26 protein-coding genes and 3 pseudogenes are annotated in these 26,208 nt (G+C 71.2%); 20 read left to right on the forward strand and 9 right to left on the reverse strand.

Going from position 1 to position 26,208, the window contains the following annotated elements; genetic code table 11:
- Positions 1–24 precede the first annotated feature (24 nt).
- Entirely contained in the window at positions 25–426 is a 402-nt protein-coding gene (locus JL475_RS01825; protein WP_202274198.1) for a VOC family protein, read from the reverse strand.
- 93 nt (positions 427–519) lie between these two features.
- Here JL475_RS01825 and JL475_RS01830 point away from each other — a divergent pair, with 93 nt between their 5' ends.
- Entirely contained in the window at positions 520–1,062 is a 543-nt protein-coding gene (locus JL475_RS01830; protein WP_202274200.1) for a GNAT family N-acetyltransferase, read from the forward strand.
- Positions 1,063–1,068: 6 nt separating this feature from the next.
- Here JL475_RS01830 and JL475_RS01835 read toward each other — a convergent pair whose 3' ends face one another.
- Entirely contained in the window at positions 1,069–1,752 is a 684-nt protein-coding gene (locus JL475_RS01835; protein WP_202274202.1) for a glycerophosphodiester phosphodiesterase family protein, read from the reverse strand.
- A gap of 252 nt (positions 1,753–2,004) precedes the next feature.
- On the opposite strand from JL475_RS01835, the gene JL475_RS01840 reads away from it, so the two are divergent.
- Genes JL475_RS01840 through JL475_RS01850 form a run of 3 tightly spaced genes read left to right on the forward strand, consistent with a single transcriptional unit; the run spans position 2,005 to position 5,257 of the window.
- Positions 2,005–3,402: a DUF6421 family protein gene (locus JL475_RS01840; protein ID WP_202274204.1), complete on the forward strand. Its 1,398-nt coding sequence runs from the start codon at positions 2,005–2,007 to the stop codon at positions 3,400–3,402.
- Between the two features lie 38 nt (positions 3,403–3,440).
- Positions 3,441–4,187, forward strand: coding sequence for an SDR family NAD(P)-dependent oxidoreductase (locus JL475_RS01845; RefSeq protein ID WP_202274619.1), 747 nt, complete (start codon positions 3,441–3,443; stop codon positions 4,185–4,187).
- Positions 4,184–5,257: a low specificity L-threonine aldolase gene (locus tag JL475_RS01850; RefSeq protein WP_202274208.1), complete on the forward strand. Its 1,074-nt coding sequence runs from the start codon at positions 4,184–4,186 to the stop codon at positions 5,255–5,257. The genes JL475_RS01845 and JL475_RS01850 overlap by 4 nt, the downstream gene beginning before the upstream one ends.
- A gap of 108 nt (positions 5,258–5,365) precedes the next feature.
- On the opposite strand, the gene JL475_RS01855 is transcribed toward JL475_RS01850, so the two are convergent.
- Complete coding sequence (locus JL475_RS01855; protein WP_202274220.1) at positions 5,366–6,094, reverse strand: 1-acyl-sn-glycerol-3-phosphate acyltransferase; 729 nt, start codon at positions 6,092–6,094, stop codon at positions 5,366–5,368.
- A gap of 378 nt (positions 6,095–6,472) precedes the next feature.
- On the opposite strand from JL475_RS01855, the gene JL475_RS01860 reads away from it, so the two are divergent.
- The 4 genes from JL475_RS01860 to JL475_RS01875 all read left to right on the forward strand — a co-directional run bounded on the left by JL475_RS01860 (position 6,473) and on the right by JL475_RS01875 (position 9,494).
- Entirely contained in the window at positions 6,473–6,859 is a 387-nt protein-coding gene (locus JL475_RS01860) for a thioredoxin family protein (protein WP_202274621.1), read from the forward strand.
- 83 nt (positions 6,860–6,942) lie between these two features.
- On the forward strand, positions 6,943–7,461 hold the full coding sequence (locus JL475_RS01865; protein WP_202274221.1) for a flavin reductase family protein: 519 nt from the start codon (positions 6,943–6,945) through the stop codon (positions 7,459–7,461).
- A gap of 220 nt (positions 7,462–7,681) precedes the next feature.
- A complete protein-coding gene (locus tag JL475_RS01870; RefSeq protein WP_202274222.1) occupies positions 7,682–8,470 on the forward strand; it encodes an electron transfer flavoprotein subunit beta/FixA family protein in 789 nt (262 codons plus the stop codon).
- Positions 8,471–8,531: 61 nt separating this feature from the next.
- On the forward strand, positions 8,532–9,494 hold the full coding sequence (locus tag JL475_RS01875) for an electron transfer flavoprotein subunit alpha/FixB family protein (RefSeq protein WP_202274223.1): 963 nt from the start codon (positions 8,532–8,534) through the stop codon (positions 9,492–9,494).
- 102 nt (positions 9,495–9,596) lie between these two features.
- Here JL475_RS01875 and JL475_RS01880 read toward each other — a convergent pair.
- Positions 9,597–10,220 (reverse strand): annotated as a pseudogene (locus JL475_RS01880) (endonuclease/exonuclease/phosphatase family protein); the annotation flags it as partial.
- A gap of 146 nt (positions 10,221–10,366) precedes the next feature.
- Between JL475_RS01880 and JL475_RS01885 the strand changes: the two are divergent.
- The 5 genes and pseudogenes from JL475_RS01885 to JL475_RS01905 all read left to right on the forward strand — a co-directional run bounded on the left by JL475_RS01885 (position 10,367) and on the right by JL475_RS01905 (position 15,485).
- Positions 10,367–11,539 carry an RNA-guided endonuclease TnpB family protein gene (locus JL475_RS01885; RefSeq protein WP_202274224.1) on the forward strand — a complete coding sequence of 391 codons (1,173 nt, stop codon included), beginning with the start codon at positions 10,367–10,369 and terminating at the stop codon, positions 11,537–11,539.
- Between the two features lie 360 nt (positions 11,540–11,899).
- Positions 11,900–13,204, forward strand: a complete 1,305-nt coding sequence (locus tag JL475_RS01890; protein ID WP_202274225.1) for an aldolase/citrate lyase family protein — start codon at positions 11,900–11,902, stop codon at positions 13,202–13,204.
- 44 nt (positions 13,205–13,248) lie between these two features.
- Positions 13,249–13,476 (forward strand): annotated as a pseudogene (locus tag JL475_RS01895) (DUF2975 domain-containing protein); the annotation flags it as partial.
- A gap of 26 nt (positions 13,477–13,502) precedes the next feature.
- Entirely contained in the window at positions 13,503–13,724 is a 222-nt protein-coding gene (locus JL475_RS01900; protein ID WP_202274226.1) for a helix-turn-helix transcriptional regulator, read from the forward strand.
- 48 nt (positions 13,725–13,772) lie between these two features.
- The gene (locus tag JL475_RS01905; protein ID WP_202274236.1) at positions 13,773–15,485 is read left to right on the forward strand and encodes a protein kinase; all 1,713 of its coding nucleotides are present in this window, start codon (positions 13,773–13,775) and stop codon (positions 15,483–15,485) included.
- Here JL475_RS01905 and JL475_RS01910 read toward each other — a convergent pair.
- Together JL475_RS01910 and JL475_RS01915 are read right to left on the reverse strand one after the other, a co-directional pair.
- On the reverse strand, positions 15,431–16,258 hold the full coding sequence (locus JL475_RS01910; protein WP_202274238.1) for a hypothetical protein: 828 nt from the start codon (positions 16,256–16,258) through the stop codon (positions 15,431–15,433). The two genes, JL475_RS01905 and JL475_RS01910, sit on opposite strands and share 55 nt — an antisense overlap.
- A gap of 7 nt (positions 16,259–16,265) precedes the next feature.
- Positions 16,266–17,315, reverse strand: a complete 1,050-nt coding sequence (locus JL475_RS01915) for a LacI family DNA-binding transcriptional regulator (RefSeq protein ID WP_202274240.1) — start codon at positions 17,313–17,315, stop codon at positions 16,266–16,268.
- 239 nt (positions 17,316–17,554) lie between these two features.
- On the opposite strand from JL475_RS01915, the gene JL475_RS01920 reads away from it, so the two are divergent.
- The 3 genes from JL475_RS01920 (at position 17,555) to JL475_RS01930 (ending at position 19,958) form a co-directional block, all read left to right on the forward strand.
- Positions 17,555–18,508 (forward strand): ROK family protein, encoded by a 954-nt coding sequence (locus JL475_RS01920; protein ID WP_202274242.1) that lies wholly within the window; start codon positions 17,555–17,557, stop codon positions 18,506–18,508.
- Between the two features lie 77 nt (positions 18,509–18,585).
- The gene (locus tag JL475_RS01925) at positions 18,586–18,777 is read left to right on the forward strand and encodes a hypothetical protein (RefSeq protein ID WP_202274244.1); all 192 of its coding nucleotides are present in this window, start codon (positions 18,586–18,588) and stop codon (positions 18,775–18,777) included.
- Between the two features lie 140 nt (positions 18,778–18,917).
- Complete coding sequence (locus JL475_RS01930; protein WP_202274246.1) at positions 18,918–19,958, forward strand: NUDIX hydrolase; 1,041 nt, start codon at positions 18,918–18,920, stop codon at positions 19,956–19,958.
- A gap of 157 nt (positions 19,959–20,115) precedes the next feature.
- Here the strand turns inward: JL475_RS01930 and JL475_RS01935 are convergent, their stop codons facing one another.
- Positions 20,116–21,477, reverse strand: coding sequence for a dipeptidase (locus JL475_RS01935; RefSeq protein ID WP_202274248.1), 1,362 nt, complete (start codon positions 21,475–21,477; stop codon positions 20,116–20,118).
- A 231-nt stretch (positions 21,478–21,708) separates the two neighbouring features.
- Between JL475_RS01935 and JL475_RS01940 the strand changes: the two genes are divergently transcribed.
- Positions 21,709–22,962, forward strand: a complete 1,254-nt coding sequence (locus JL475_RS01940; protein WP_202274250.1) for a geranylgeranyl reductase family protein — start codon at positions 21,709–21,711, stop codon at positions 22,960–22,962.
- Here JL475_RS01940 and JL475_RS01945 read toward each other — a convergent pair.
- Positions 22,952–23,407, reverse strand: a complete 456-nt coding sequence (locus JL475_RS01945) for a nitroreductase family deazaflavin-dependent oxidoreductase (protein ID WP_202274260.1) — start codon at positions 23,405–23,407, stop codon at positions 22,952–22,954. The two genes, JL475_RS01940 and JL475_RS01945, sit on opposite strands and share 11 nt — an antisense overlap.
- Before the next feature lie 157 nt (positions 23,408–23,564).
- Here JL475_RS01945 and JL475_RS01950 point away from each other — a divergent pair, with 157 nt between their 5' ends.
- Entirely contained in the window at positions 23,565–24,263 is a 699-nt protein-coding gene (locus tag JL475_RS01950; protein WP_202274262.1) for a TetR/AcrR family transcriptional regulator, read from the forward strand.
- Between the two features lie 200 nt (positions 24,264–24,463).
- Positions 24,464–24,817, forward strand: a pseudogene (locus JL475_RS01955) (response regulator transcription factor); the annotation flags it as partial.
- Here the strand turns inward: JL475_RS01955 and JL475_RS39705 are convergent.
- Entirely contained in the window at positions 24,778–24,951 is a 174-nt protein-coding gene (locus JL475_RS39705) for a DUF6332 family protein (protein ID WP_237405885.1), read from the reverse strand. The pseudogene JL475_RS01955 and the gene JL475_RS39705 sit on opposite strands and share 40 nt — an antisense overlap.
- Before the next feature lie 215 nt (positions 24,952–25,166).
- Here JL475_RS39705 and JL475_RS01960 point away from each other — a divergent pair, with 215 nt between their 5' ends.
- Complete coding sequence (locus tag JL475_RS01960; RefSeq protein WP_202274264.1) at positions 25,167–26,105, forward strand: hypothetical protein; 939 nt, start codon at positions 25,167–25,169, stop codon at positions 26,103–26,105.
- Positions 26,106–26,208: the final 103 nt, after the last annotated feature.

A 26,208-nucleotide genomic window follows, 5' to 3' on the forward strand; every position in this document is an offset into this window, starting at 1 on the left:
CTCCCCGGTGCCGGATCACCGGCCTCAGACGCCGGGCCGGTACCGCAGCGGATGGTCGGCCGGGGTCTCCACCAGGACGATGGGCGTACCGTCCGGGTCGGCGGTCCACATCTCGATGAGGCCCCACGGCTCCCGCACCGGTGGCCGGACGATCTCGACTCCCTTGCCCAGGAGCTCCTCGTGGGCCGTCGCCACGTCCGCGACCTGGAGCCACAACCGCACCGCCGTGGCCGCGGGAGCCGCCGGGGTGTCGGACCGGCCGGACAGTTCCAGGAAGCCGCCGCCGAGGAAGTAGACGGTGCCCCGCTCCGGGCCGGTGCCGAACTCGCGGTACACGGCGAGGCCCAGTTGCTCGCCGTAGAAGGCGCGGGAGCGCTCGGGATCGGTGGGGCGCAGCAGAACGCGGCTGCCGAGTACGTGCACCATGCGGCCGAGCGTAGCGGCCGGGTTAGTCTCTTCCGTGCCCTGGCCACGCCGGGAAGTGATGAAGAGGCGAGCGAGAAACCGGAGAAGTGCCCCATGGATACCGCCACTGAGAGCGCGCTGACCTTCCGTGACGCCGTCGACGCCGATGTGGACGCGCTCGTCGTGCTGATCGAGTCGGCGTACCGGGGTGACTCCAGCCGGTCCGGGTGGACCACCGAGGCGGACATCCTCGAGGGGCAGCGGACCGACGCCGAGGGGGTGCGGGAGGTCGTCGAGTCGCCGGACAGCCGGCTGCTGACGGTGGAGCGCGAGGGCCGGATCGTTGCCTGCTGCCAGCTCGAACACCGCGGCGACCACGCTTACTTCGGCATGTTCGCGGTCAGTCCCGAGCTCCAGGGCGCAGGGCTCGGCAAGGCGATCATCGCGTACGCGGAGCGCCTGGTGCGCGAGACCTGGGGCGCGAACGAGATGCACATGACCGTGATCTCGGTGCGCGAGGACCTGATCGCCTGGTACGAGCGGCGTGGCTACCGTCGTACGGGAAGGACGACGCCCTTCCCGTACGGTGACGAGCGGTTCGGCATTCCGCAACGTGCCGACCTGCGGTTCGAGCTGCTGGTCAAGGAACTGGCCTGAGGGTCCTCACGCGGTGAAGCGGCCGGTGCGCTTGATCTCCGGGTAGTCGGTGGTCGCGCCGTCGAGTCCGAGGGCCCGGACCAGTCTGAGGTGGTCCTGCGTGTTGACCACCCAGCCGATGATCCTCAGGTCCGCCTTGCGGGCCCGCTCGACGATCTCCAGGGTGAGGCGGCGGATGTTCAGGCAGACGGTCGCCGCGCCGACGCCGACCGCCCGCTCCACGACGTCCGTGCCGTAACGACTGGCGACGAGCGCGGTGCGCACCCCGGGCACCAGGCGCGCGATCTCGGCGATCGCGTCGTCGTGGAACGAGGACACCTCGATCCGGTCCGTCAGGCCCCGCCGGTTCATCACCTCGGCCAGCGCCCTGGCCGCCTGTACGTCCTTGATCTCGGCCTGCAGCGGTGCGTGGACGGCGTTCAGCACCTCCTCGAAGACGGGGACGTGCTCGCCGCGGCCGGCGTCCAGGGCGCGCAGCTCGGCGACGGTCCGGTCGGCGATCGGGCCCGTGCCGTCCGTCGTGCGGTCCAGTTCCGCGTCGTGCATGACGACGAGCTCGCCGTCCTTGCTCAGATGCAGATCGAGTTCGATGACGTCCAGGCCGGCCTCCTGGGCGGCGACGAAGGACCGGATGGTGTTCTCGGGCTCGACACCCATGACTCCGCGGTGACCGATGGTGAGGAAGTTCAAGATCCGACTCGCTTCCGTCGACGGCGGCGCAGGGCCGCGTCCCTACGGCCCTCCTGGACCGTATCGCCTGTGCCCGTTCCGTCCAGACGCTGAACATCATTTTTGAGGAGTGTCACCCACCCGCGTGATGGGCAGGAAAAAATGCGGTGACGACCGGGGTGGCGCAGGATGATTTGCGGAGGCTCCCCTTGCTGGGAGAAACCCCGTACGTATACGGTCGGCGCACAAAGTTTCTTTGGCGGAGGATGGGACATGACGGAAGTTCTTGCGCAGGTGGGCACGGAGGGAAACGTTTCTCCGGTGGTGAGGGTGGTCGAGCACCCGGCATGGCCCGTGCTCAAGGATGCCGTGCAGCGAATCCGGCCCTGGCAGGCGAAGGACGGCTCGATCGACTTCGACGCGGAGGACGCCCCGGCCCGCGTCGAGGCCGAGGCCGCGGTGCGCCGGGTGACCGACGCGCTCGACGAGCTGTCCCCGCTGCTCCCGCACGACCGTGCCTACCACGAGGCCCTGGTGAAGGATCTACGCCGCTGGGCCGAGGGCGGCTTCGAGGTGCCCGACTTCCTCGACTCGCTGCTGGCCTTCCATCCGGCGGCGCACCGCGAGGACGGCCTCCAGCACCTGGTCGTCTTCCCGATGTACACGCAGAACGGCAACCCGGACCGCAACCTCGAGGCGGTCGTGCTGCGCATGGTCTGGCCCGACTGGCTGGCCGAACTGGAGCGCACCCGCTACGACAACCCGCTGTTCTGCGGCATCTCGTTCGAGGACTTCACCGCGGGCTACGACACCAACTCCGCGGTGCTCTTCCCCGAGACCATCGCCGTGCGCGAGGCCCCCGAGCGGTTCACCTGGGGCGGCATCTTCTGCGACCGCGAGGCCGCCCGCTTCCGCCGGGTGACCGCCGCCGCCGTCGACATCCTGGGCCTCGAGCTGCCCGCGGACGTCGCCGCGATGGTGCACGACCAGAAGCGCTGCGAAGAGGCGTTCGTGCTCTGGGACATGGTGCACGACCGCACGCACAGCCATGGCGACCTGCCCTTCGACCCGTTCATGATCAAGCAGCGCCAGCCGTTCTGGATGTACGGCCTGGAGGAGCTGCGCTGCGACCTCACCGCGTTCAAGGAGGCCGTCAAGCTGGCCGGCGACGGCGTCCCGCAGGCGCGTGACGTGCAGGTCGCGGTGCTGTTCGACCGGATGTTCCGCTTCCCGGTCACCGGCGAGCGGGTCCGCAACTACGACGGCCTCGGCGGTCAACTGCTCTTCGCCTACCTGCACAAGCACGATGTCGTCCGCTGGACCGACAACAAGCTCAGCATCGACTGGGACCGCGCCCCGCAGGTAACCAACCAGCTGTGCGCCGAGATCGAGACGCTGTACCGCGACGGCATCGACCGCCCGAAACTCGTTCACTGGTTCGCCGGATACGAGCTGGTCTCCACCTACCTCTCCCCGCACCCGGGATCCAAGTGGGCCAAGGGCCCCGAGGCACTGGACCTGACGCAGCCGCCGCGGAAACTCGTCGATGACGTGCTTGCGGACGAGTTTCCGCTGAGCATGTTCTATGAGGCACTGTCCAAGAAGCTGAAGCACGTGATCGCCTCCACCCGGGGCATCACCAGAGACAGCGCCGAGCGGGTCGCCGCGTGAGCGATCTCGTCCACAACACTGCTCAGGAGGCGAGGACCATGGGGAACGGGGCGCTCGACGGTGCGGTGATCGCGGTGGCCGGCGCGGGGGGACCCGCGGGGCGTGCGGCACTGCTCAGGCTGGCCGAGGCGGGGGCGACGGTGGTCGGCTCCGACAACGACCCGGAGCGGCTGGCGGCGGCCGTGGACGCGGCGCGCTACGCGCACGGCGGGGCCACCGTCACCGGTGACACGGTCGACCTGCTCGACCTGGACTCCACCCGTGAGTGGGCCGCCCGCACCGAGAAGGAGTTCGGCCGGGTCGACGGCCTGGTCCATCTGGTCGGAGGCTGGCGCGGCAGCGAGACCTTCACCAAGACCAAACTGGACGACTGGGACCTGCTGGAGCTGCTGCTGGTACGCACCGTGCTGCACACCTCCCTCGCCTTCCACGAGGCGCTCCAGCGCAGCGACCGCGGCCGGTACGTCCTGATCAGCGCGGCCGGCGCCAGCAAGCCCACCGCGGGCAACGCCGCCTACGCCGCCGCCAAGGCCGCCGCCGAGGCGTGGACGCTGGCCATGGCCGACTACTTCCGCAAGGCCGGGGGCGAGCACGGGGCCACATCGGCGGCTGCGATCCTGGTGGTGAAGGCGTTGGTGCACGACGCGATGCGTGCCGACCGCCCCAACGCGAAGTTCGCGGGCTTCACGGACGTCAAGGACCTCGCCGAGGCCATCGTCGGCGTCTGGGACAAGCCCGCCGCGGAAGTGAACGGAACCCGTCTGTGGCTCACCGAGAAGCCGTGAACCCGCCCAGGACCGACGCACGTCGCCATCACGACCCGGACGTCCGCGGTTTCGCCAGCGACAACTACGCCGGGGCCCACCCGGAGGTGCTCGCCGCCCTGGCCCTGGCCAACGGCGGACACCAGGTCGCGTACGGCGAGGACGCGTACACGGAGAACCTCCAGCAGGTGATCCGCAGCCACTTCGGCCCCACCGCCGAGGCCTTCCCGGTCTTCAACGGCACCGGCGCCAACGTCGTCGCGCTCCAGGCGGTCACCGACCGCTGGGGCGCGGTGATCTGCGCCGAGAGCGCCCACATCAACGTGGACGAGGGCGGGGCACCGGAGCGGGTCGGCGGCATCAAGCTGCTCACCGTGCCCACCCCGGACGGCAAGCTCACCCCCGAGCTGATCGACCGGCAGGCGTACGGCTGGGAGGACGAGCACCGTGCCATGCCGCAGGTGGTGTCCATAGCCCAGGCCACCGAGCTGGGCACGGTGTACACGCCGGACGAGATGCGCGCCCTCTGCGAGCACGCGCACGCCCGTGGCATGAAGGTGCACGTCGACGGCTCCCGGCTGGCCAACGCCGCCGCCACCCTGGACATGCCGATGCGCACCTTCACCAACGCGGCCGGCGTCGACCTGCTCTCGTTGGGCGGCACCAAGAACGGCGCCCTGTTCGGCGAGGCCGTCGTCGTGCTGAACCCGGACGGGATCCGGCACATGAAGCACCTGCGCAAGCTGTCCATGCAGCTCGCCTCGAAGATGCGCTTCGTCTCGGTGCAGCTGGAGGCCCTGCTGGCCCGGGACCTGTGGCTGCGCAACGCCCGGCACGCCAACGAGATGGCCCAGCGCCTCGCCGAGGGCGTACGCGCCGTGCACGGCGTGGAGATACTCCACCCGGTACAGGCCAACGCGGTCTTCGCCCGCCTGCCGCACGACGTGAGCGAGCGGCTGCAGAAGCGCTTCCGCTTCTACTTCTGGGACGAGGCCGCCGGCGACGTCCGCTGGATGTGTGCCTTCGACACGACCGAGGACGACGTGGACACGTTCGTGGCGGCGCTCAAGGAGGAGATGGCACACGCGTAGGGACCGCGTGGGTGTGCGGCCGATCGGGAACGCGTCGACGCTCGATCGGCCGCGCTCTTGCGGTGACCCCCTCCGTTCTCGCCGTTCTCGAAGGGGGTTCGTCCTGGCTCAGCGTGCCTCGGCCGCGCGGACCTGTTCCGGCGTCGGGGCCGTCCCGCCGAGGTGCGCCGGCATCCACCAGGTGTCGTCCTGGCCCCTGGGGCGCACCGGGTAGGCGCGCTGCGCGGCCTCCAGCAGCTCCTGGACACGCTCCCGCAGCTGCCGGGTGATCGCGCCCGCGTACTTGTCCCTGGACGCCTCGAGCGCCTCACCGACACGGATGGTGATCGGGGTGTGGCTGCGCTTGAAGTTGCGGGGGTGGCCCTTGGTCCACAGCCGCTGGGTGCCCCACACCGCCATCGGGACCAGCGGTACGCCGGCCTCCTGCGCCAGGCGCGCGGCACCCGACTTGAAGCTCTTCAGCGTGAACGACTGCGAGATGGTCGCCTCCGGGAAGACCCCCACGATCTCGCCGGACCGCAGCGAGTCGAGCGCGTGCGCGTACGCCGTCTCGCCCTGCTTGCGGTCCACGGGGATGTGCTTCATCCCGCGCATCAGCGGACCGGAGACCCGGTGCCGGAACACGGACTCCTTCGCCATGAAGCGCACGAGGCGCTTCTGCGGAAGGGCGGCGAGACCGTTGAAGACGAAGTCCAGGTAGCTGATGTGGTTGCTCACCAGCACGGCGCCGCCCGATCGCGGGATGTTCTCCGAACCCTGGCAGTCGATCTTGAGGTCCCACACCTTGAACAGAGTCTGGGCGAAACCGATCACGGGGCGGTAGACGAGTTCTGCCATGGGTGGGGTGGAACCCTTCCTGCTCTGCCTGGGAAGGGGGACTCCCAGCCGAAGTTACGCAGCCGTAGGTTTACGGCTTGCCGCTGATGGTGCCCCAAGAACGACCGGCGAACCAGCCCTGACGGCCGCCTGCGGCGAGATTCTTGTCACGTCCACCCTCTTGATCCACCTCGGGCTTTTGCGTCGCCATTACCCGTGCGCACCGCCAACCGCCGCGGGAGCAGGTACATCTCGCGGCCCTCCCGCGTCGATGTTCATGGATCAGGTGTCCCGTACGGAAACCCGTACCGGGGCCCGGGGAATCTTTGCGGTCTTGTGAATGCTACGAAGGGTCGATGACCGGACTGACGGTACTGACGGTACTGACGGTGTGTGCTGGTGCTCGCGGCGGCGAGTGCCCACGGAGTGCCGCAGTGGCGGCGGAGCGGGAGAGTACGGGTGCGCGGACGGGACGACGGCAAGCGGCTCCGAGCGCCGGAGCTCGGCGCGGAACTGGGTGAACGCGCCACTCTGGTGCAGTTCTCCAGCGCCTTCTGCGCGCCCTGCCGGGCGACCCGGCGGGTGCTCGACGAGGTGGCCGGCCTGGTCCCGGGCGTGACCCATGTGGAGATCGACGCCGAGGCCCACCTGGACCTCGTACGCCGGCTCGGGATCCTCAGGACGCCGACGGTGCTGGTCCTCGACGCCGACGGCCGTGTCGTGCGGCGGGCCACCGGGCAGCCGCGCAAGGCCGATGTGATCGCCGCGCTGGGGGAGGCGGTGTGACGGAGGGGTGCCCCGCCGTGAGTCATCTCCCACATTCCGGGGCCGACTTGACGGTACGTGGCGCCTGTCGTCAGCCTGACACCATGTTCTCGGAGTACTCGGAACTCCTTCACCCCCGATGGGTGCCCGCCTCGCCGGAGCTGCTGCGCTCCGTCTTCCGGCAGCACGCGGCGGGTGTGGCGGTGATCACCGCGCGCGGGGAGTTCGGTCCGGTCGGCTTCACCGCCACCTCCCTCGCCTCGGTCTCGGCAGATCCCCCCTTGCTCTCCTTCGGTGTCGGCACCGGGGGCGCCAGTTGGCCCGCCATCGCCGCGAGCGATCACGTCGGGGTCCATGTGCTGGGCGAGCACCAGCGGGAGCTGGCGGCCACCTTCGCCCGCCCGGGCGCCGACCGCTTCGGCGCGGCCACCGCCTGGCACGAGGGCCCCGAGGGCGTCCCCGTGCTGGACGACGTCCTCGCCCGGGCGGTGTGCGCGGTGGTGACCCGCGTGCCCGCCGGTGACCACCGGATCGTGCTGGCCGAGGTCCTGCTCGGCGACCACACCGGCCCCGGCCGGCCCCTCGTCCACCATCAGGGCCGGTTCCGCGCACTGCGTGACTGACCGCCCCGGGGGTCCCTGCTGCGGGCCCGTCCGGTTCCGGTTACGCTGCGTTGCGAAGGTCACAGTTCAAAGCGCTTGCTCAGCGGGAAAGAACTGGATGTACTGGCGAGTAATATTTCGTTGGGAAGAGTGCTTCGCCCCGATCGGGAACGGCCGTTTGAGGCGCTTATGCTGCCTGAAGGCAGACAGCCAGAAATGACGATGCAGTAGGAGAGCCGGCGTGAGCTTGAGGATCGTTGTCACTGTGAAGTATGTGCCCGACGCCACGGGCGACCGGCACTTCGCCGATGACCTGACCGTCGACCGCGACGACGTGGACGGTCTGCTCTCCGAGCTGGACGAGTACGCCATCGAGCAGGCGCTGCAGATCGCCGAGAACTCCGACGACGACGTGGAGATCACCGTGCTGACGGTGGGCCCGGAGGACGCCAAGGACGCGCTGCGCAAGGCGCTGTCCATGGGCGCCGACAAGGCGATCCACGTGGAGGACGACGACCTGCACGGCACCGACGCGATCGGCACCTCGCTGGTGCTGGCCAAGGCGATCGAGAAGGCCGGCTACGACCTGGTCATCTCCGGCATGGCCTCCACCGACGGCGTCATGGGTGTGGTCCCGGCCCTGCTCGCCGAGCGCCTGGGCGTGCCGCAGGTCACCCTGCTCTCGGAGGTCTCCCTCGAGGACGGCACCGTCAAGGGCCGCCGGGACGGCGACGCGGCGACCGAGCAGCTCGAGGCGTCCCTGCCGGCGGTCGTGTCGGTCACCGACCAGTCGGGCGAGGCGCGCTACCCGTCGTTCAAGGGCATCATGGCGGCGAAGAAGAAGCCGGTGACCGCCTGGGACCTGTCCGACCTCGACCTCGAGGCGGAGGAGGTCGGCCTGGAGGGCGCCTGGACCGCGGTCGAGTCGGCGACCGAGCGCCCGGCCCGCAGCGCGGGCACGATCGTCAAGGACGAGGGCGAGGGCGGCAAGCAGCTCGCCGAGTTCCTCGCGAGCCAGAAGTTCGTCTGAGCCCGAGGCTCGAACTCGCTTCCCGCCCCTCATACTTCGCAAGCAGGAGAGAAGAAGTCCCATGGCTGAAGTTCTCGTCTACGTCGACCACGCGGACGGCGCGGTCCGCAAGCCGACCCTGGAGCTGCTGACCCTGGCCCGCCGCATCGGCGAGCCGGTCGCCGTTGCGCTGGGCGCCGGCGCCGCCGACACCGCCGGCGTGCTGGCCGAGCACGGCGCGGTCAAGGTCCTCACCCACGAGGCCGCCGAGTACGCCGACTACCTGGTGGTGCCGAAGGTGGATGCCCTGCAGGCCGCGGCCGCGCAGATCTCCCCGGCCGCCGTGCTGGTCTCCTCGTCCGCCGAGGGCAAGGAGATCGCGGCCCGCCTCGCGCTGCGCCTGGGCTCGGGCGTCATCACCGACGCCGTCGACCTGGAGGCCGGCGACGAGGGTCCGGTCGCCGTCCAGTCGGTGTTCGCCGCCGCGTTCACCACCCGCTCCCGTGTCTCCAAGGGCACCCCGGTCATCACCATCAAGCCGAACAGCGCGGCCGTGGAGCCGGCCCCGGCCGCCGGTGCGGTGGAGGCGCTGGACGTGACGTTCTCCGCGCAGGCGACCGGCACCAAGGTCGTGGCGCGTACGCCGCGTGAGTCGACGGGCCGTCCGGAGCTGACCGAGGCCGCGATCGTGGTCTCCGGTGGCCGCGGTGTCAACGGCGCGGAGAACTTCGCGGTCATCGAGGCGCTCGCCGACTCCCTGGGCGCGGCGGTGGGGGCCTCGCGGGCCGCGGTGGACGCGGGCTGGTACCCGCACACCAGCCAGGTCGGCCAGACCGGCAAGAGTGTGTCGCCGCAGCTGTACGTGGCCGCCGGCATCTCCGGTGCGATCCAGCACCGGGCGGGCATGCAGACCTCGAAGACGATCGTGGCCATCAACAAGGACGCCGAGGCCCCGATCTTCGACCTGGTCGACTACGGCGTGGTCGGCGACCTGTTCGACGTCGTCCCGCAGCTCACCGAGGAGATCAACGCCCGCAAGGGCTGACCGTCCCCGTAGCGTACGAGGCCCCCGCGACCGCACCTCGAGTTCCCGTGGTCGTGGGGGCCTCGGCCTGTCCCGGCACCTCCTGTTCCGGTACGGCGCCGTCTATCCCAAGGTGAGCGACGCCTGTACCGGCAGGTGGTCGCTCGGGAACCGGCCGTCCAGGGCGAAGGTGTTGACCGAGGCCCGGTGCACCGTGGCGCCGGGTGTGGTCAGGATCCAGTCGATGCGGGCACCGCCCGGCACGAGCGGCCCGTACCCGTGGAACGTCCCGTAGGGCTCGCCCCGGTCGGCCGCCGCGTCCCAGGTGTCGACGAGGCCGGCACCCAGCAGCGTGTCGTACACCGGGTTCCCGTGGGCGGCGACGTTGAAGTCCCCCGTCACGACCACCGGCAGGGAGCGCGCGAGCCCGGCGACACGCTCGGCGATCAGGGCGGCGGCCCGCTCACGGGCGTACTGACCGGCGTTGTCCAGGTGGGTGTTGAGGACGTAGAACTCCCGTGCGTCGGCGCGCAGATCACGGAAGCGGACCCAGGTGACCATGCGGAGGTGGGCGTTGCCCCAGGTGTTCGAGGCGATCGTGTACGGCGTGTCGGACAGCCAGAAGTGGTCGTACTCCAGCGGGGCGAGCCGGCGGGTGTCGTAGAGGATCGCCATGAACTCGTCGCGGCTGCCGCCCGCCCGGCCGACGCCGATCCAGTCGTAGGACGGCCTCAGGTCGGCCTCGATGCCGCTGTGTCCGTTCGGCCGCGGAGCGTCCGGGTCTCGCTCGCGGGGCAGGGCGAGTCGGACCCGGTGGTGCCGGTTTCACTCGATGGGGTGGCCGGCGGGGAACGCGTGGTGCGGCGTCGTGCGGGTGTCTACGCTCGGTGATCGTGAAGCTGGTGGTGCGGGTCAAACTCCTGCCGACGCCCGAGCAGGCGGTGGCGCTGGAGTCGACCCTGCGCGCCTGCAACGAGGCCGCCACCTGGGCGGCCGGGGTCGCCTTCGCCGAGAAGGCGATGAAACCCCTGGCCCTGCGCAAGCACACCTACCAGCAGATCAAGGCGCGGTGGGGGCTTGGGGCGCAGGCCGCCCAGCATGCGATCAAGAAGTCCTGTGATGCGTACACCACGCTGCGCGCCAACCTCCGGGCGGGCAACCACGGCAAGCCGGGCTCGAAGCGGTACGAGAGGGCCTCGGGCAAGCCCATCGCCTTCCGTGAGCGGGCGGCGCAGCCGTACGACGACCGGATGCTGTCCTGGCGGCACGAGGACCACACGGTGTCGATCTGGACGACTTCCGGGCGGATGAAGAAGGTGGCGTTCACTGGCGAGGCCGGTCAGCTGGCCGTGGTGGCCGCACACCGGCGGGGCGAGTCCGAGCTGCTGTGCCGGGGCGGGCAGTGGTTCCTGTTGGTGACCTGCGATGTCGCCGAGGCCGAACCGAACACGCACCCGGCCGGGTTCGTCGGGGTGGATCTGGGGATCGTCAACATCGCCACCACCTCCACGGGAATCCGGCACAGCGGCCGGCACCTCAACCGCCGCCGCGAGGCCGACCGGGCACTGCGCTCCAAGCTGCAGAAGAAGGGCACGAAGTCGGCGAAGCGGCGGGCGAGGAAGCACGCGGGCAGGGAGGCCAGGCGGGCCCGCGACATCAACCACAAGATCAGCAAACGCATCGCGGCGGAGGCTCAACGCACCGGTCGCGGCATCGCCCTGGAGGATCTGGGCGGTATCCGTGAGCGGGCACGGCTGAGGAAGCCCCAGCGCGTCACGTTGCACTCCTGGTCGTTCCACCAGCTCGGCTCGTTCATCGCCTACAAGGCGAAGCGCGCCTGGGTGCCGGTGGTCCACGTCGACCCGGCGTACACCAGCCGGGAGTGCTCCCGCTGCCATCACATTGCCAGAGCCAATCGGCCCTCCCAGGCCGTGTTCACCTGCGGGTCGTGCGGCTTCGCCGAGCACGCCGACCACAACGCGTCCCACAACATCAGCCACCGCGGCTGGTACGCGTGGGTCCGCGGGGCCGAGTCACAGGCCCCTGCTCTCACCCTCATCGCCTGACGCACCGCGACACGCAAAGGGGATAAGAGCTGGACGCGGCCGGTTCCGTCGAAGCCATCGACGGAACCGAGCAGCAAGCCCGGGAACTTCAGTCCCGGGTAGCTGACTCCCAGGCGGCGCGTGACTCGGCTGTGGTTCGGCACAGAAGCTCCTTCGCCGGTGCTGTGCGGCGGTTTCCGGGCGAGTCGGGCGGAGGAAGTGAGTACAGACAGTGCCAGATGGACGTGGGCATGCCGAAATGGTGGAGCGAATCGGGGCGCAAGCGGGGCGCATGACGGTGTTGACCGTTGCGGAGATCGCCCGATAGCTTCATTCAACGGATTGTTGATTCCGTATCGCGGAGGATCGGGCGGGTGTGGGATGACCCAGGGCCGGCAGGAGCAGGTCGCGACGAGCCTCACGGACGCCGTCGGTGCGGAGATCAGCGCCTCCCTGGCGCCCGTCGACGCCGAACTGGCACGGCGCTACCCCGGAGACCCCGGCACCCGTCAGCCCGTCCACACCGTCTACGTCCCCGGTGACGCCTTCACCGCCGGGACCCTCCGCTCCTGGGGCGACCAGGCCCTGGCCGCGCTCGACGAACACGCCCCGGACGCCGCCTCGTTCGCCGACGCCGTCGGGCTGGACCGCGCACTCGCCGAGGACGTGTACGGTCGCGTCCGCTCGAAGCTGGAGCGCGAGCCCGTCGAGGATCTGCGCGTCGACTTCGAGGACGGCTACGGCAACCGCCCCGACGCCGAGGAGGACGAGACCGCCGCCCGCGCGGCCCGGCTGATCGCCGAGGCGTACCGGGGCGGAACGGCCGCCCCCTACATGGGTATCCGGATGAAGTGCCTCGAGGCCGCCGTGCGCGACCGGGGCATCCGCACCCTCGACATCTTCCTCACCGGTCTGGCCGAGGCCGGCCCGCTGCCCGCCGGGCTGGTGCTGACACTGCCCAAGGTCACCTACCCCGAGCAGGTCACCGCCATGGTGCGGCTCCTCGAGGCGTTCGAGGAGGCGCGCGGTCTCGATCCCGGCCGGCTCGGCTTCGAGATCCAGATCGAGACCAGCCAGGCCGTCCTCGCGGCCGACGGCACCGCCACCGTGGCCCGGATGATCCAGGCCGCAGGGGGCCGCGCCACCGGACTGCACTACGGCACCTTCGACTACAGCGCCTGCCTCGGTGTCTCCGCGGCCCACCAGGCCGGTGACCATCCGGCCGCCGACCACGCCAAGGCCGTCATGCAGGTCGCCGCCGCGGGCACCGGCGTACGCGTCTCGGACGGCTCCACCAACGTCCTGCCCGTCGGCCCGACCGCACAGGTCCACGCGGCCTGGCGGCTGCACCACCGCCTCACCCGCCGCGCCCTCGCCCGTGCCTACTACCAGGGCTGGGACATGCACCCGGGTCACCTCCCCACCCGTTACGCGGCCGTCTTCGCCTTCTACCGCGAGGGCTTCGAGCAGGCCGCCGCCCGGCTCGCCCGGTACGTCGCCCGGACCACCGGTGACGTCATGGACGAGCCCGCCACCGCCAAGGCCCTCGCCGGACACCTGCTGCGCGGCCTGGACTGCGGCGCCCTGGACATCGCCGAGGTGGCGCGGGCGACCGACCTCACCCGCGCCGACCTGGAGGGCTTCGCGTCCCCGCGCCGCGGCGACCCGGCTGCCTCCGCGCCGTAGCCGACGCGCCGGCTCGCGGCGACTCCCTTCGTTCCGGATGAGCCCCGTTCCTCCTGATCGTGGTCCTGGGAGTGGTGACGGCCCAGCTGGTGCCGGTCTGCGTGTGGCGGCTGGTCACCATGGCGCGGCGCGGAGCCGTGTTCTCCCACGCCGCCTTCCGGTACGTGCACCTCGGGATCGGCGCGTTCGTGGCCGCCGCGCTGCTCGCCCAGGCCGTCGCCCGCGACGTGGAGGCGACACGGATGCGGGCCGAGCCCGCCGAGGTGATCTGACGTCGATCGCCGTCGACATCGACGTGATGCCGGCCAGGCGCAAGATGTCCTTCGGTGACCTCTCGGACCGCGTCGGAATCACCCCCGCCCACCTGGCCGTGCTCAAGAGCGGCCGGGCCGAGGAGGTGCGTTTCACCACGCCGGCCGCGCTCTGCGAAGTGCTCGAGTGCCGGCCGGGCGACCTGCTGCGCCGGGAACCGGAGCAGGCCCCGGAGCCCGCTCCCGTTCCTGCCACCGGTGCCCCTTAGGCTGTACGGCACGCACGGGTCGGTGGGTTTCACAGGAACGGGGCAGCGGTGTCAGCGGGGGAGAACGGGCGGCCGGACGGGACCGGGCGGCTGCTGGCCGGGCGCTATCGCGTCACGGGGCAACTCGGGCGCGGCGGCATGGGCGTGGTCTGGAAGGCGCTGGACGAGGTCCTCGGCCGCGAGGTGGCCGTCAAGGAACTGCGCACCTACACCGACGCCGCCGGCCCCGAACTGACCGAACTCGCGCTGCGGATGCGACGCGAGGCGCGGGCGGCGGCCCGGGTGCGGCACCCCGGCGTCATCGCGGTGCACGACATCGCCGAGGTGGACGGCCGTCCGCTGATCGTCATGGAACTGGTCGACGGGCCGTCCTTGGACGACGTGTTGCGCGAGCGCGGCACCCTGGACCCCCTTGCGGCGGCGCGGATCGGTGTCGAGGTCATGGACGCGCTGGCCGCCGCGCACCGCGCGGGCGTGCTCCACCGGGACGTGAAGCCCGGCAACATCCTGCTCGACCGCTCCGGCCGGATCGTGCTCACCGACTTCGGCATAGCCACCATGGAGGACCCGGGCGACGGCTCGGCGACCCACCTGACCCGCAGCGGCCAACTCGTCGGTTCCCTCGACTACTTGGCCCCCGAGCGGGCTCAGGGAGCCGACCCCGGCCCCGCCTCCGACGTCTGGGCCCTCGGCGCCACGCTGTACGCCGCCGTGGAGGGCGCCTCGCCCTTCCGCCGTACGTCGACGTTCTCCACCCTCACCGCGATCGTCACCGAGCCCCTGCCCGAGCCCCGCCGGGCGGGTCCCCTCGCGCCCGCCCTGCGGCTCCTGATGGACAAGCGGCCCGAGTCGCGCCCGGAGGCGGAGGAGGCTCGCGAGCTGCTGGAGGCAGTCGCGAACGGCAGCGGCACGGACACTCCGACGACATCCCTGCGCGGGCTCGCGGCACCACCCGGCCGTACCGAGACGCAGCGCGGCGTCCCGGCGGTACCACCGGGCTTCGGCTCACCACGGCCGACCGGACCGCAGGCGGCAACGGTGGGTTCCGGCGCCGTCGGCGCACACGCAGGCCACGGGACCGTCGGCCCTGCCGCCGGCCCCGTGGGCCCCCAGGCCGGCATCCGTGGCAGGGGGCGCGTCCTGCTCGCCGTCGCAGCGGTCACCGTCGTCCTCGCCGCGGCAGGAGTCACCGCCGCCCTGCTCGACTCCCCGGACGTCAACCGGGCGGACACGGCGACCGGGGACACCCGTATCGACCGCTCGGCGTCCGCCCGCGCGGACGACGAGGGCTCCGCGAGCCCCGGACCGACCGAACAGGGCGACGAGCACAGCGAGGCTCCTCAGGAGCAGCCCGACGAGAAGGAGAAGGCCACCACCCCGGCCCCCGACCGCCCGGCCTCGACCGCTCCGGAGGAGGTGCCGGCGGAGGCGGCGTCCGAAGGTGGTGGCACGGGAGGCGGCACCCCGACCAATCCGGACCCGGGCTGCCACTCCATCGGCGGCGGCAAGTACAACTGCCATGTCGGGCGCACCGCCACGTCCTACAACGCCTCCGGCACCCGGGCGGGCATTCTCAACGCGGGCACCAACTACTTCTACTGCCAGCAGAACCTGGGCCGCCGTGAGACGTACCGCGAGTGGACCAACGTCTGGTGGGCCAAGACGGACGACGACAGCGGCAACACCGACGTCTGGGTCAGCGTCGTCTACGTCCGGGGCGGTGACAACGACGGACCGGTGCCCGGGCTCCCCTTCTGCTGAGACCGCACGTACCGCTCCAGACCCGACGCCGTCACCAGGTGCTCCTCGGCGAACACCCGCGTGCCCCGCGCGCACAGCAGCCGGTCGGCACGGGCCCGCGCACTGAACTGTTCGGCGGAGACGCCGAACAGTTCCCGCAACCTCCTTGATCCCATGAGGAGTTCGGTGAGCAGGGGGCGCTGCCCGCAGTGGGTGCGCGGGGCTCCGGTGCCGTCGTGCAGGACGCCGTGCCGGTTGACGTAGGCGTGGGCGCCGGGGAGCCGGGTGCCGTCGGGGAGTTCCACGCGGACGTCGGGTGCGGGCAGCCAGGCGCGGTCGTAGTTGCCGTCCGGCAGCGGCACGCCCTCGCTCGCGTCGATCACCGAGAGCTGCTCGACGTCGAGCCAGATCACGAACAACTCCCGTTCGACACCAGGGGCCCTGACCGGAGAGGCGGACACATAGCCCATCCGGCTCACATGCGCCGAGACGCCCACGTCGACTCCGGTCACCCGGGCCCGCACCATGGGGACGGGCGAGGAGATTCCGAACCGGGCCGTCTTGTAGCGCAATTGGCCGGGGCTGGCGTTGGAACCGAAGGCGAGGACGGGCACCCGGTCCTCGTGGACCAGGCGGTCCAGCGGCAGCAGCCGGTCCCCGTCGAGCAGCGCCGACTTCCGTGGCCACGGCCCCGGGTACAGCAACGGATGCTCGCGCGGCGCCTCGGCCAGGCCCAGTGCCCGCAGTGTGCGTCCTGCGGGGCCCGGGTCGCCGGTGCGCTGTTCGGTGGACACCGCGGGCTCAGTCCGCCGGGGGCAGCTCGCCGGAGCCGCGTGTGATCAGCCGGGTCGGCAGCTCGATGCGCTCGGGGGCGAGCAGGGTGCCGTCCAGCTGGCGGAAGAGGCGCTCGGCCGCGGTCCGGCCGAGGGCCGCCGCGTCCTGGGCGACGACCGTGACGCCCGGCTGGAGCAGATCGGCGAGTTCGATGTCGTCGAAGCCGACGAGCGCGACCTGACGGGACTGCTCGGTCAGGACCCGGATCACGGTGACGGTCACCCGGTTGTTGCCCGCGAAGACCGCGGTGACCGGGTCCGAGTGGGAGAGCATCTCCTCGGTGGCCCGGCGCACCCGCTCGGGGTCGGTGACGCCGAGGGAGATCCAGGCGTCCTCCACCTTTATGCCCGCGTCCTCCATGGCGGCACGGTAGCCGCGCAGCCGCTCGGACGCGGTGTGGATGCCGGGCATGTCACCGATGAAACCGATTCTCCGGTGCCCGTGGGCGATCAGATGCGCCACGCCGTCACGGGCACCGCCGAAGTTGTCCGAGAGGACGACGTCGGCGTCGATGCGGCCGGCCGGCCGGTCCACGAAGACCGTGGCGACGCCCGCCTTGAGTTCCGGTTCGAGATACCGGTGGTCGTCACCGGCCGGAATCACCACCAGCCCGTCCACCCGGCGGGCGCACAGCGCCAGCACCAGCTCCTGTTCGCGGTCGGCGTCCTCCGCGCTGGAGCCGTTGATCAGCAGCGCGCCGTGCGCGCGGGCGACCTCCTCGACCGCCCGGCTCAGCGGACCGTAGAACGGGTCCGCGAGATCCTCCAGGACCAGGCCGACACTGGCGGTGCTGCCCTTGCGGAGCACCCGGGCGCTGTCGTTGCGGCGGAAACCGAGGGCGTCGATGGACTCCTGCACCCGGCGCTCCGTCTCCGGCGTGACCCCGGGCTCGCCGTTGACCACTCGCGAGACCGTCTTCAGGCCGACCCCGGCGCGGGCCGCCACGTCCTTCATGGTCGGACGGTTGCCGTAACGGGGCCCTGAGAGGCGGTTGGTGCGGCGAGGCGTCTCCGGCACGGTGCGGTGTCCTGTCCTGTCGACCACGGGATGCGTGGATCCATGGGTTTGTATGAGGATGTGGCGTCGAGCATAGGGCCTGGACAACGTTGTCAGGCTCGGGGGACAATGTCCACCGCGCACTCCGGCCCGCAGATCACCGCGAGATCGAGGCGTGGCTCGCCCTGTGTGTCGGTTCCTGGCCGGGCATGGGTCATTTCGGCGCGTTTCTCATGGTTGACGGGGGAGATCCGACACTGATGCACACCGACCTCGTGGCGGCGCTCGACATCGGCGGTACCAAGATCGCCGGCGCACTGGTGGACGACCATGGCCGGATCCTGGTCCGTGCCCAGCGGCCGACACCCGCCGAGGAGGACGGTGACACCGTGATGCGGCAGGTCGGGGCGGTGCTGGCGGAGCTCACCGCATCCCCGCTGTGGGAGAACGCGGGCGCGGTCGGCATCGGCAGCGCCGGCCCCGTGGACGCCTCGACGGGCACCGTGAGCCCGGTGAACGTGCCCGGCTGGCGCGACTACCCGCTGGTCGCCGGGGTCCGGGCGGCGACCGGCGGATTGCCCGTGGAACTGATCGGCGACGGTGTGGCGATCGCCGCGGCCGAGCACTGGCAGGGCGCTGCCCGCGGCCATGACAACGCGCTGTGCATGGTCGTCTCGACCGGGGTCGGCGGCGGACTGGTGCTGGGAGGCCGGCTGCACCCCGGACCGACCGGCAACGCGGGGCACATCGGCCACATCAGCGTGGATCTCGACGGCGACCCCTGCCCGTGCGGCTCACGCGGCTGCGTGGAACGCATCGCGAGCGGTCCCAACATCGCCCGACGGGCCCTGGAGAACGGCTGGCGCCCCGGACCGGACGGCGACACCTCCGCCGCCGCGGTGGCCGCCGCCGCCCGGGCCGGGGACCCGGTGGCCGTGGCGTCGTTCGCCCGGGCCGCGCGGGCACTGGCTGCCGGGATCGCGGCCACCGCGACCCTCGTCGAGATCGACATCGCCGTGGTCGGCGGGGGGGTGGGCAAGGCGGGCGAGGTCCTCTTCGCGCCTCTGCGGCAGGCCCTGACCGAGTACGCGACCCTGTCCTTCGTCCAGCGGCTCGTGGTGACACCGGCGCAGATGGGAACCGACGCCGGCCTGGTGGGCGCGGCGGCCGCGGCACTGGCGAAGCGGAAGGACCCGGCCGTCGCGGGCGTCTGAGGGCGGCGGGCCGTGCGCATCACGCCGTATTCGCCGTGCCGCGTGACCCCGAGGCGGTTTCGGCAGTTGAGCCCGGCATGAAGAAGCGCAGCATGCTCGCCATCGCCTCCCTCGCCACCGGCTTCGTCGTCGCGGCCATCACCCCGTCGCACGCGCTCGGTGAGAGCCTCGACGGCCTCCCCGCCGGCGATGCCCTCAGCACCCTCGACCAGACCGTCGTCGACGAGAGCCCGCTCCTCGCCGACGACGACCGGGAGGTCAGGGGCTGACGGACCCCACCACGAAATCCACGGCGCCGACGCCTCGGAAGGGAGCGTCGGCGCCGTTGGTGTGCGTTCTCAACTGGGGCTGGTTTCCGTGGCAGGGTGGAGCGGGCAAGCCACAGGGGGCCGACAGAAGAGGGGGAACCGTGATCGTCTGGATCAACGGTGCGTTCGGTGCGGGGAAGACGACGACCGCACGGGAACTGATCGAACTGATCCCGAACAGCGCGCTCTTCGACCCCGAGGTCGTCGGCGGGGCGCTGGGCCATCTGCTTCCGCCCAAACACCTCGCCGAGGTCGGCGACTACCAGGACCTTCCCATCTGGCGTCGGCTGGTGATAGACACGGCGGCGGCGATGCTCGCCGAACTCGGCGGGACCCTCGTCGTTCCGATGACCCTGCTGAGACAGGAGTACCGGGACGAGATCTTCGGCGGCCTCGCGGCTCGCCGCATTCCGGTCCGGCATGTTCTCCTCGCTCCGGCGGAAACGATCCTGCGTGAGCGAATAGCGGGCCGGGAGGTCCCACCGGACCTCCCGGACGGCGAGATGCGGGTACGGCAGTGGTCCTACGACCACATCGAGCCGTACCGGGCGGCCCTGGCCTCCTGGCTCACCGCCGACGCCTACCCGGTCGACACCGGCCCGCTGACTCCGTACGCCACCGCCGCCCGCATCGCCGAGGCGGTCGGCAACGGAGAGGTGCCCGCCTGCGACATCGTGCAGACACCCGAGCCGACCGCCGAGACCGTGGCCGCCGGTGTCCTCCTCTTCGACGAGCGGGACAGGGTGCTTCTCGTCGACCCGACCTACAAGCCGGGCTGGGAGTTCCCGGGCGGGGTCGTCGAACCCGGTGAGGCACCCGCGCGGGCGGGCATGCGCGAGGTCGCCGAGGAGACCGGGATCCGCCTCGACGACGTGCCGGCGCTGCTCGTCGTCGACTGGGAACCACCCGCGCCGCCCGCCTACGGCGGTCTGCGTCTGCTCTTCGACGGCGGTCGTCTCGACGCCGCCGACGCCGCGCGGCTGCTGCTGCCCGGCCCCGAACTGCGCGACTGGCGCTTCGTCTCCGAGACGGAGGCCGCCGACATGCTGCCCCCGGTGCGCTACGAGCGCCTCCGCCGCGCCCTGCGGGCACGGGAACGCGGGAAGGCCATGTACCTGGAAGCGGGGGTACCGGTCGGCTGAGGAGCGGACGCGGGACGGCGGCGGGCCGCTCGGTGCTCACAGGATCAGCGGGACGCCCCGGCCGCGTCCGCCGCCCGCGCGGAGCGCTGCCGCCGTGCGTGTGTCCGGATCCGCGCACGGCGGCAGCGCGGCAGAACGTCGGACGGGCCCGGCGGGATCAGCTCACGGCGGCCGCGTAGTTGCGCAGGAACAGAGCCTCCGTGACCGACAGCCGCTCCAGTTCGTCGGGGGAGACGCTCTCGTTCACCGCGTGGATCTGGGCCTCCGGCTCGCTCAGCCCGATGAGGAGGATCTCCGCCCGCGGGTAGAGCGCCGCGAGGGTGCTGCACAGCGGGATGGAACCGCCCTGACCGGCGTAACTCATCTCCTGGCCCGGGTACGCGACCGCCATCGCGTCGGCCATGGCCCGGTAAGCCGGGCTGGTGGTGTCGGCACGGAACGCCTGGCCCTGACCGATCTGCTCGGTGCTCACCCGCGCACCCCACGGCGTGTGCGCCTCCAGGTGCGCCTGGAGCAGCTTGGTCGCCTCGACCGCGTCCACGCCCGGCGGCACACGCAGGCTGATCAGCGCGCGGGCGCTCGCCTGCACGGACGGGGTGGCGCCGACGACCGGCGGGCAGTCGATGCCGAGGACGGTGACGGCCGGGCGGGCCCAGATACGGTCGGCGACCGTGCCGGAACCGATCAGGTCCACGCCGTCGAGCACCTTGGCGTCCTCGCGGAACTGCTCGTCGTCGTACTGCAGTCCCTCCCACGTGCTGTCACCGGCCAGCCCGTCGACGGTCGTGCTGCCGTCCTCGGCGCGCAGCGAGTCCAGGACGCGGACCAGGGCGGCCAGGGCGTCGGGGGCGGCACCGCCGAACTGGCCCGAGTGCAGGTTGCCCTCGAGGGTGTCGACCCGCAGCCGCACGAGCGTCATGCCGCGCAGGGTGGCGGTCACCGTCGGCAGACCGGCGCGGAAGTTGCCGCTGTCACCGATGACGACGGCGTCGGCCGCCAGGAGCTCGGGGTGCTGCTCGGCGTACCGCTCCAGGCCGCCGGTGCCCTGCTCCTCCGACCCCTCGGCGATCACCTTGACGTTGACGGGCACACCCCCGTCGGCCTTGAGCGCGCGCAGGGCCAGCAGATGCATGAGGACGCCGCCCTTGCAGTCGGCGGCCCCGCGCCCGTACCAGCGGCCGTCCCGCTCGGTCAGTTCGAACGGCGGGGTGTCCCAGCCCGCCTCGTCCAGCGGCGGCTGCACGTCGTAGTGGGCGTACAGGAGTACTGTCTTCGCGCCCTCGGGGCCGGGGAGGTAGCCGTACACCGACTGGGTCCCGTCCGGGGTGTCGAGGAGGGCCACGTCCTGGAACCCCTCGGCGGTGAGCGCGTCCGCGATCCAGCGCGCGGCGCCCTCGCTCTCACTGCGCGGGAACTGGTCGAAGTCCGCCACCGACCTGAAGGCCACCAGTTCGGCGAGCTCCTCCTTCGCCCGGGGCATCAGTGAGGCGACGGTCACGGCGACCGGATTCGACGACATGGGCACGCTCCTTGTGGGTGCGACGTTGTACGGATGCGTACTTTCGTGTGCGGGACGATCATTCGGCACGGACGGGGCCCTTGTACGGGGCATCCATGCCGTCCGATCCTCCCACAGCGGCCTCGAGTGATCGTCGCCGTAGTATGCGGGAGACAGATGGGGTGCCCCCTGCTCGAGCGGAGCCGAGAGCTTGGGGGAGGCAGGCGGCTGGATCGGGAGCAGTAGACCATCGTGAGCAGCGAGAACTCTTCGGCGGACGACGCGCGGCAGGTATGGGACGTCGTCGTGGTGGGCGCGGGACCCGCGGGGGCCTCGGCCGCCTACGCGGCGGCGGTCGCGGGGCGGCGCGTGCTGTTGCTGGAGAAGGCGGACCTGCCGCGCTACAAGACCTGCGGCGGCGGCATCATCGGCCCCTCGCGCGACTCGCTGCCCCCCGGCTTCGAACTTCCGCTGAAGGACTGCGTGCACGCGGTGACGTTTTCCCACAACGGCCGCTTCACCCGCACCCGCCGGTCGAGGCAGATGCTGTTCGGACTGATCAACCGGCCGGAGTTCGACCACCAGCTGGTGGAGCACGCGCAGAAGGCGGGCGCCGAACTGCGGACCGGCGCCGCCGTGCAGCGGGTCGAGCAGCACGGCTCGGCCGTGCCGGACCGCCGCACGGTCGCCCTCGTCCTGCAGGGCGGTGAGACCGTGCTCGCGCGGGCCGTGGTCGGCGCGGACGGCAGCGCCGGCCGGATAGGAGCGCACGTCGGGGTCAAGGTCGACCAGGTCGACCTGGGGCTGGAGGCGGAGATCCCGGTGCCGGAGACCGTCGCCGAGGACTGGAAGGGGCGGGTGCTCATCGACTGGGGCCCGATGCCCGGCAGTTACGGGTGGGTCTTTCCCAAGGGGGACACGCTGACCGTCGGTGTGATCTCGCGGCGAGGTGAAGGCGCCGCGACCAAGCGGTACTTGGAGGACTTCATCGGACGGCTCGGCCTCGCCGGCTTCGAACCGAGCATCTCCTCCGGTCACTTGACCCGTTGCCGCGCCGAGGACTCACCGCTCTCACGCGGCCGGGTGCTCGTGTGCGGGGACGCCGCCGGACTGCTGGAACCCTGGACCCGTGAGGGCATCTCCTTCGCGCTGCGCTCGGGCCGGCTGGCGGGGGAGTGGGCGGTGCGTATCGCTGAGGCGCACGACGCCGTGGACACGCGCCGGCAGGCGCTGAACTACGCCTTCGCGGTCAAAGCGGGCCTCGGGGTCGAGATGAGCGTCGGCAAGCGGATGCTGGCCGCGTTCGAACGGCGTCCCAGGGTGTTCCACGCGGTCCTCACCGGCTTCCGCCCCGCCTGGAGGGCGTTCCAGGACATCACGCGCGGGGCGACGTCACTGGGCGAGCTGGTCCGCACCCATCCGATGGCCCACCGCGCCATGACCGCGCTGGACCGGCGTCCCGCGGGCGGCGGGTCCGACTCCGAGGGCACATCCGTCAGTTCGTGACCGTGATCCGGAAGACCGGGTGGTCGGGGGCGGACGCGACGATCTCCTCGTCGGAGGACTCGGCGGTGATCCCCTGGAAGTACTGGTTCACCTCCCAGCCCCACTTCTTCAGGTAGGTCCGCAGGATCGGGAGCTTCTCCTCGTCGGGAAGCTCCATCGCGGTGAAGGCACGGACCTTGCGCCCGACACGCAGTTCCCCGCCCCCGGCAGCGCGCATGTTGCGTACCCACTGGGAGTGGCCGCGCGCCGAGACCAGGTACTGCGCGCCGTCCCAGGTGTGCGGGTTGACCGGGATGCGCTGCATCCGTCCGCTCTTGCGGCCGCGGACGGACAACTCGGCGGTGCCGGCGAGGCTGATCCCATGCCGGGCCAGCCAACCGATGACGCCGTTGAGCCGGACGGCCGTGGGACTTGCCTTGCGGTAGTACGGCGTTGACGACGACATCGGTGACCTCCGGTCGGAATGCCATGGAGAGCGCTGCTCTGCTTCGTGAGCACTGATCTCGCTGTGTGCCCTCAGTCTGCACGATGTCGGCGTGACAAAGCAAGAGCAGTGCTCTCTTTTGTGTGCGCTGCTCTGGATTCGTGGGACACTGATCCGCATGAGCAGCACTGCACACGGCGCCCGTGCCCGAGCGAGGCTCGAAGTCACCGCGGCCATCAAGGAAGCAGCCCGCAGACAGCTCGCGGCGGAAGGCGCCGCCAAGCTCTCACTGCGGGCCGTGGCCCGCGAACTCGGCATGGTCTCCTCCGCGATGTACCGGTACTTCCCGAGCCGCGACGACCTGCTGACCGCGCTCATCATCGACGCCTACGACTCCCTCGGCGACGCTGTGGAAGCAGCCCACGACGCGGTCGCCGGCACCGCACCGACCCGGCGCTGGACCGCGGTCTGCGAGGGAGCGCGCGCCTGGGCGCTCGGACACCCGCACGAGTACGCGCTGATCTACGGGTCGCCGGTGCCCGGATACAGCGCGCCGGAGACCACCGTCCCGGCCGCCGCTCGTGTGGGTTTCCTGCTCAGGGACGTTCTGCGGGACGCGCAGCGCGACTCCGCACTGGTGAGACCCCCGCTTCCGGCCGGGTTGCGGCCGGAAGCCGAGCGGATGGCCGCCGACCTCGCGCCGGACCTCCCCCCGGAGGTGGTGGCGGCGATGGTGGCGGCCTGGGCCGAGCTGTACGGACTGATCGGGTTCGAACTGTTCGGGCAGTTCCACCGGGTCGTGGAGGACCGCGAGACGTTCTTCCGGCACGCGGTGGGACGGCTCGCCCACTCCGTGGGCCTGCCGGCGCTGACGTAGCGGCGTCCCCCAGGCGCCCTTGACGGCGTACTTCGCCGGGAGTGCACGTGATCACGACATCGGGGTGACGCCGCTCTCCGCACCCGGCGTCCAGCGTGACGGGCATGGGCGAGCAGCACGGGCGCCGAGGGCGGCGAGGGCGAGGGAAGTGACGAGGGCGTCGAGAGCCCTCGTCCCCGGTGGCCCCGGCGCTCCACCGTGTGAAGGACACCGAGCCGGAGGAACCCCTGCGAGCGGTGCGGGCCGTGGTCGCGGGAGACGCGCTGCCCTCACCGGGAATTCCCCGGCGTCCGATCGCCGAGTTCGCGGCCCGTTCCAAGGAGTCGACCGCGACCGGCGCCCTGTCCGAACTCACCGAACGGGAAGGGGAGGTGATGGCCCTGGTCGGCATCCGCCTGTCCAACGAGGAGATCACCCGCCGCCCGGTCGTCAGCCCGCTCACCGCCAAGACCCACGTCAGCCGCACCACGGTCGAACTGGGCGCTCACGACCGGGCGCAACTGGTCGTCCCGGCCTACGAGTCGGGCCTGGTACGGCAGGGCCGGCTGGGCTGAACAGCCACCCGGAACCGCGGCGGCACACTGACCACACGGACGAGGGAGAGAACCGGCGCGAGCACCGGCTTGGTACGGAGCAGGAGCCCTTCGACGGTGCCCGGGAGGCTGAAGGGGAGCGCGGAGCCCGCCATCGCCCCGAGAGCGTTTCCTCTGTTCGGCTTTATCGAGCCGGCCAGCCCGGCGCCGTGAGTACCCGCCGGTACGCCGTCGGGGTGAAGCCATAACCCGTGTGAACGTCTCGAATGGTGGGAGTGGCTCTTATGACTGACGGTTAATCACGTCGGGGCCCGGTCAATCGTGCTGGCTAGGTGTCAGCAGCCGGGTGCGCCGACGGAAGGACAGTCAGATGCGTTCTGCCCGCACGCTGCTCGCCACCGCGACGGCCACCGCGGCCCTCGTGGTCGGGGCGCCCGCAGCCTTTGCCGCCCACATGGGCGACTCGGACCACGACAAGCCTTCCTACAGCAAGGAGCACAAGGAGGACAACAGCCACGACGAGGACGAGTACGAGAAGAAGCCGCATGGCGGAGTGCACACCGGCGGCGGTGCTCTCACCGCTGTGGGCGAGGACGACGGCGAGTACAAGGACGAGAAGGACGAGGGCGACTACAAGAAGAACGACAAGGACGACGAGTACAAGAAGGGCGACAAGGGCGACGAGTACAAGAACGACAAGGGCGACGACTACAAGAAGGGCGACAAGGACGACGAGTACAAGGACGACGAGGGCGACGAGTACGAGAAGAAGCCGCATGGCGGAGTGCACACCGGCGGTGGGGCTCTCGCGGCCGTGAGCGAGGGCGACTGGAGCGGCAAGGACGACGAGGGCGACTACGAGGACGAGGGCGACTACGAGGACGAGGGCGACTGCAAGGACGAGGGCGACTGCAAGGACGAGGGCGACTACAAGAAGAACGACAAGGACGACGAGTACAAGAAGGGCGACAAGGGCGACGAGTACAAGAAGAAGCCGCATGGCGGAGTGCACACCGGCGGTGGGGCTCTCGCGGCCGTGAACGAGGGCGACTGGAGCGGCAAGCACGACGACAGCGAGTACAAGGACAAGAAGGACGAGGGCGGCTACAAGGACGAGGGCGGCTACAAGGACGAGGGCGGCTACAAGGACGAGGGCGGTTACAAGGAGAAGCCGCACGGCGGGGTGCACACCGGCGGTGGCGGCCTCGCGAACCCGGGTGCCTCCGGCGGCGGCCTGGCCGCCCTGGCGGTCCTCGGCGCCGGTGCCTACGCGCTGAAGCGCAAGAGGGCTTCCGGAAGCGTGGCCTGAGCCATGCCTGACGTCATAGAAGTCGGGGCCGCCGTACGCGCGTCGCGTGTACGGCGGCCCCGGCTCGCCCTTTTCGTATGCCGTGTTCGCTGCCGTGTCCGAA

Origin of the sequence: Streptomyces sp. M2CJ-2, from assembly GCF_016757295.1 — a bacterium.
GTDB lineage: Bacteria > Actinomycetota > Actinomycetes > Streptomycetales > Streptomycetaceae > Streptomyces.

Coding starts and splice junctions, on each gene's coding strand:
- JL475_RS01900 (WP_202274226.1), top strand. CDS start 13,503: ATGCCGGCCAGGCGCAAGATGTCCTTCGGTGACCTCTCGGACCGCGTC.
- JL475_RS01825 (WP_202274198.1), bottom strand. CDS start 426: ATGGTGCACGTACTCGGCAGCCGCGTTCTGCTGCGCCCCACCGATCCC.
- JL475_RS01865 (WP_202274221.1), top strand. CDS start 6,943: ATGTTCTCGGAGTACTCGGAACTCCTTCACCCCCGATGGGTGCCCGCC.
- JL475_RS39705 (WP_237405885.1), bottom strand. CDS start 24,951: ATGGCGGGCTCCGCGCTCCCCTTCAGCCTCCCGGGCACCGTCGAAGGG.
- JL475_RS01830 (WP_202274200.1), top strand. CDS start 520: ATGGATACCGCCACTGAGAGCGCGCTGACCTTCCGTGACGCCGTCGAC.
- JL475_RS01925 (WP_202274244.1), top strand. CDS start 18,586: ATGAAGAAGCGCAGCATGCTCGCCATCGCCTCCCTCGCCACCGGCTTC.
- JL475_RS01935 (WP_202274248.1), bottom strand. CDS start 21,477: ATGTCGTCGAATCCGGTCGCCGTGACCGTCGCCTCACTGATGCCCCGG.
- JL475_RS01950 (WP_202274262.1), top strand. CDS start 23,565: ATGAGCAGCACTGCACACGGCGCCCGTGCCCGAGCGAGGCTCGAAGTC.
- JL475_RS01920 (WP_202274242.1), top strand. CDS start 17,555: ATGCACACCGACCTCGTGGCGGCGCTCGACATCGGCGGTACCAAGATC.
- JL475_RS01875 (WP_202274223.1), top strand. CDS start 8,532: ATGGCTGAAGTTCTCGTCTACGTCGACCACGCGGACGGCGCGGTCCGC.
- JL475_RS01890 (WP_202274225.1), top strand. CDS start 11,900: ATGACCCAGGGCCGGCAGGAGCAGGTCGCGACGAGCCTCACGGACGCC.
- JL475_RS01840 (WP_202274204.1), top strand. CDS start 2,005: ATGACGGAAGTTCTTGCGCAGGTGGGCACGGAGGGAAACGTTTCTCCG.
- JL475_RS01845 (WP_202274619.1), top strand. CDS start 3,441: ATGGGGAACGGGGCGCTCGACGGTGCGGTGATCGCGGTGGCCGGCGCG.
- JL475_RS01945 (WP_202274260.1), bottom strand. CDS start 23,407: ATGTCGTCGTCAACGCCGTACTACCGCAAGGCAAGTCCCACGGCCGTC.
- JL475_RS01960 (WP_202274264.1), top strand. CDS start 25,167: ATGCGTTCTGCCCGCACGCTGCTCGCCACCGCGACGGCCACCGCGGCC.
- JL475_RS01855 (WP_202274220.1), bottom strand. CDS start 6,094: ATGGCAGAACTCGTCTACCGCCCCGTGATCGGTTTCGCCCAGACTCTG.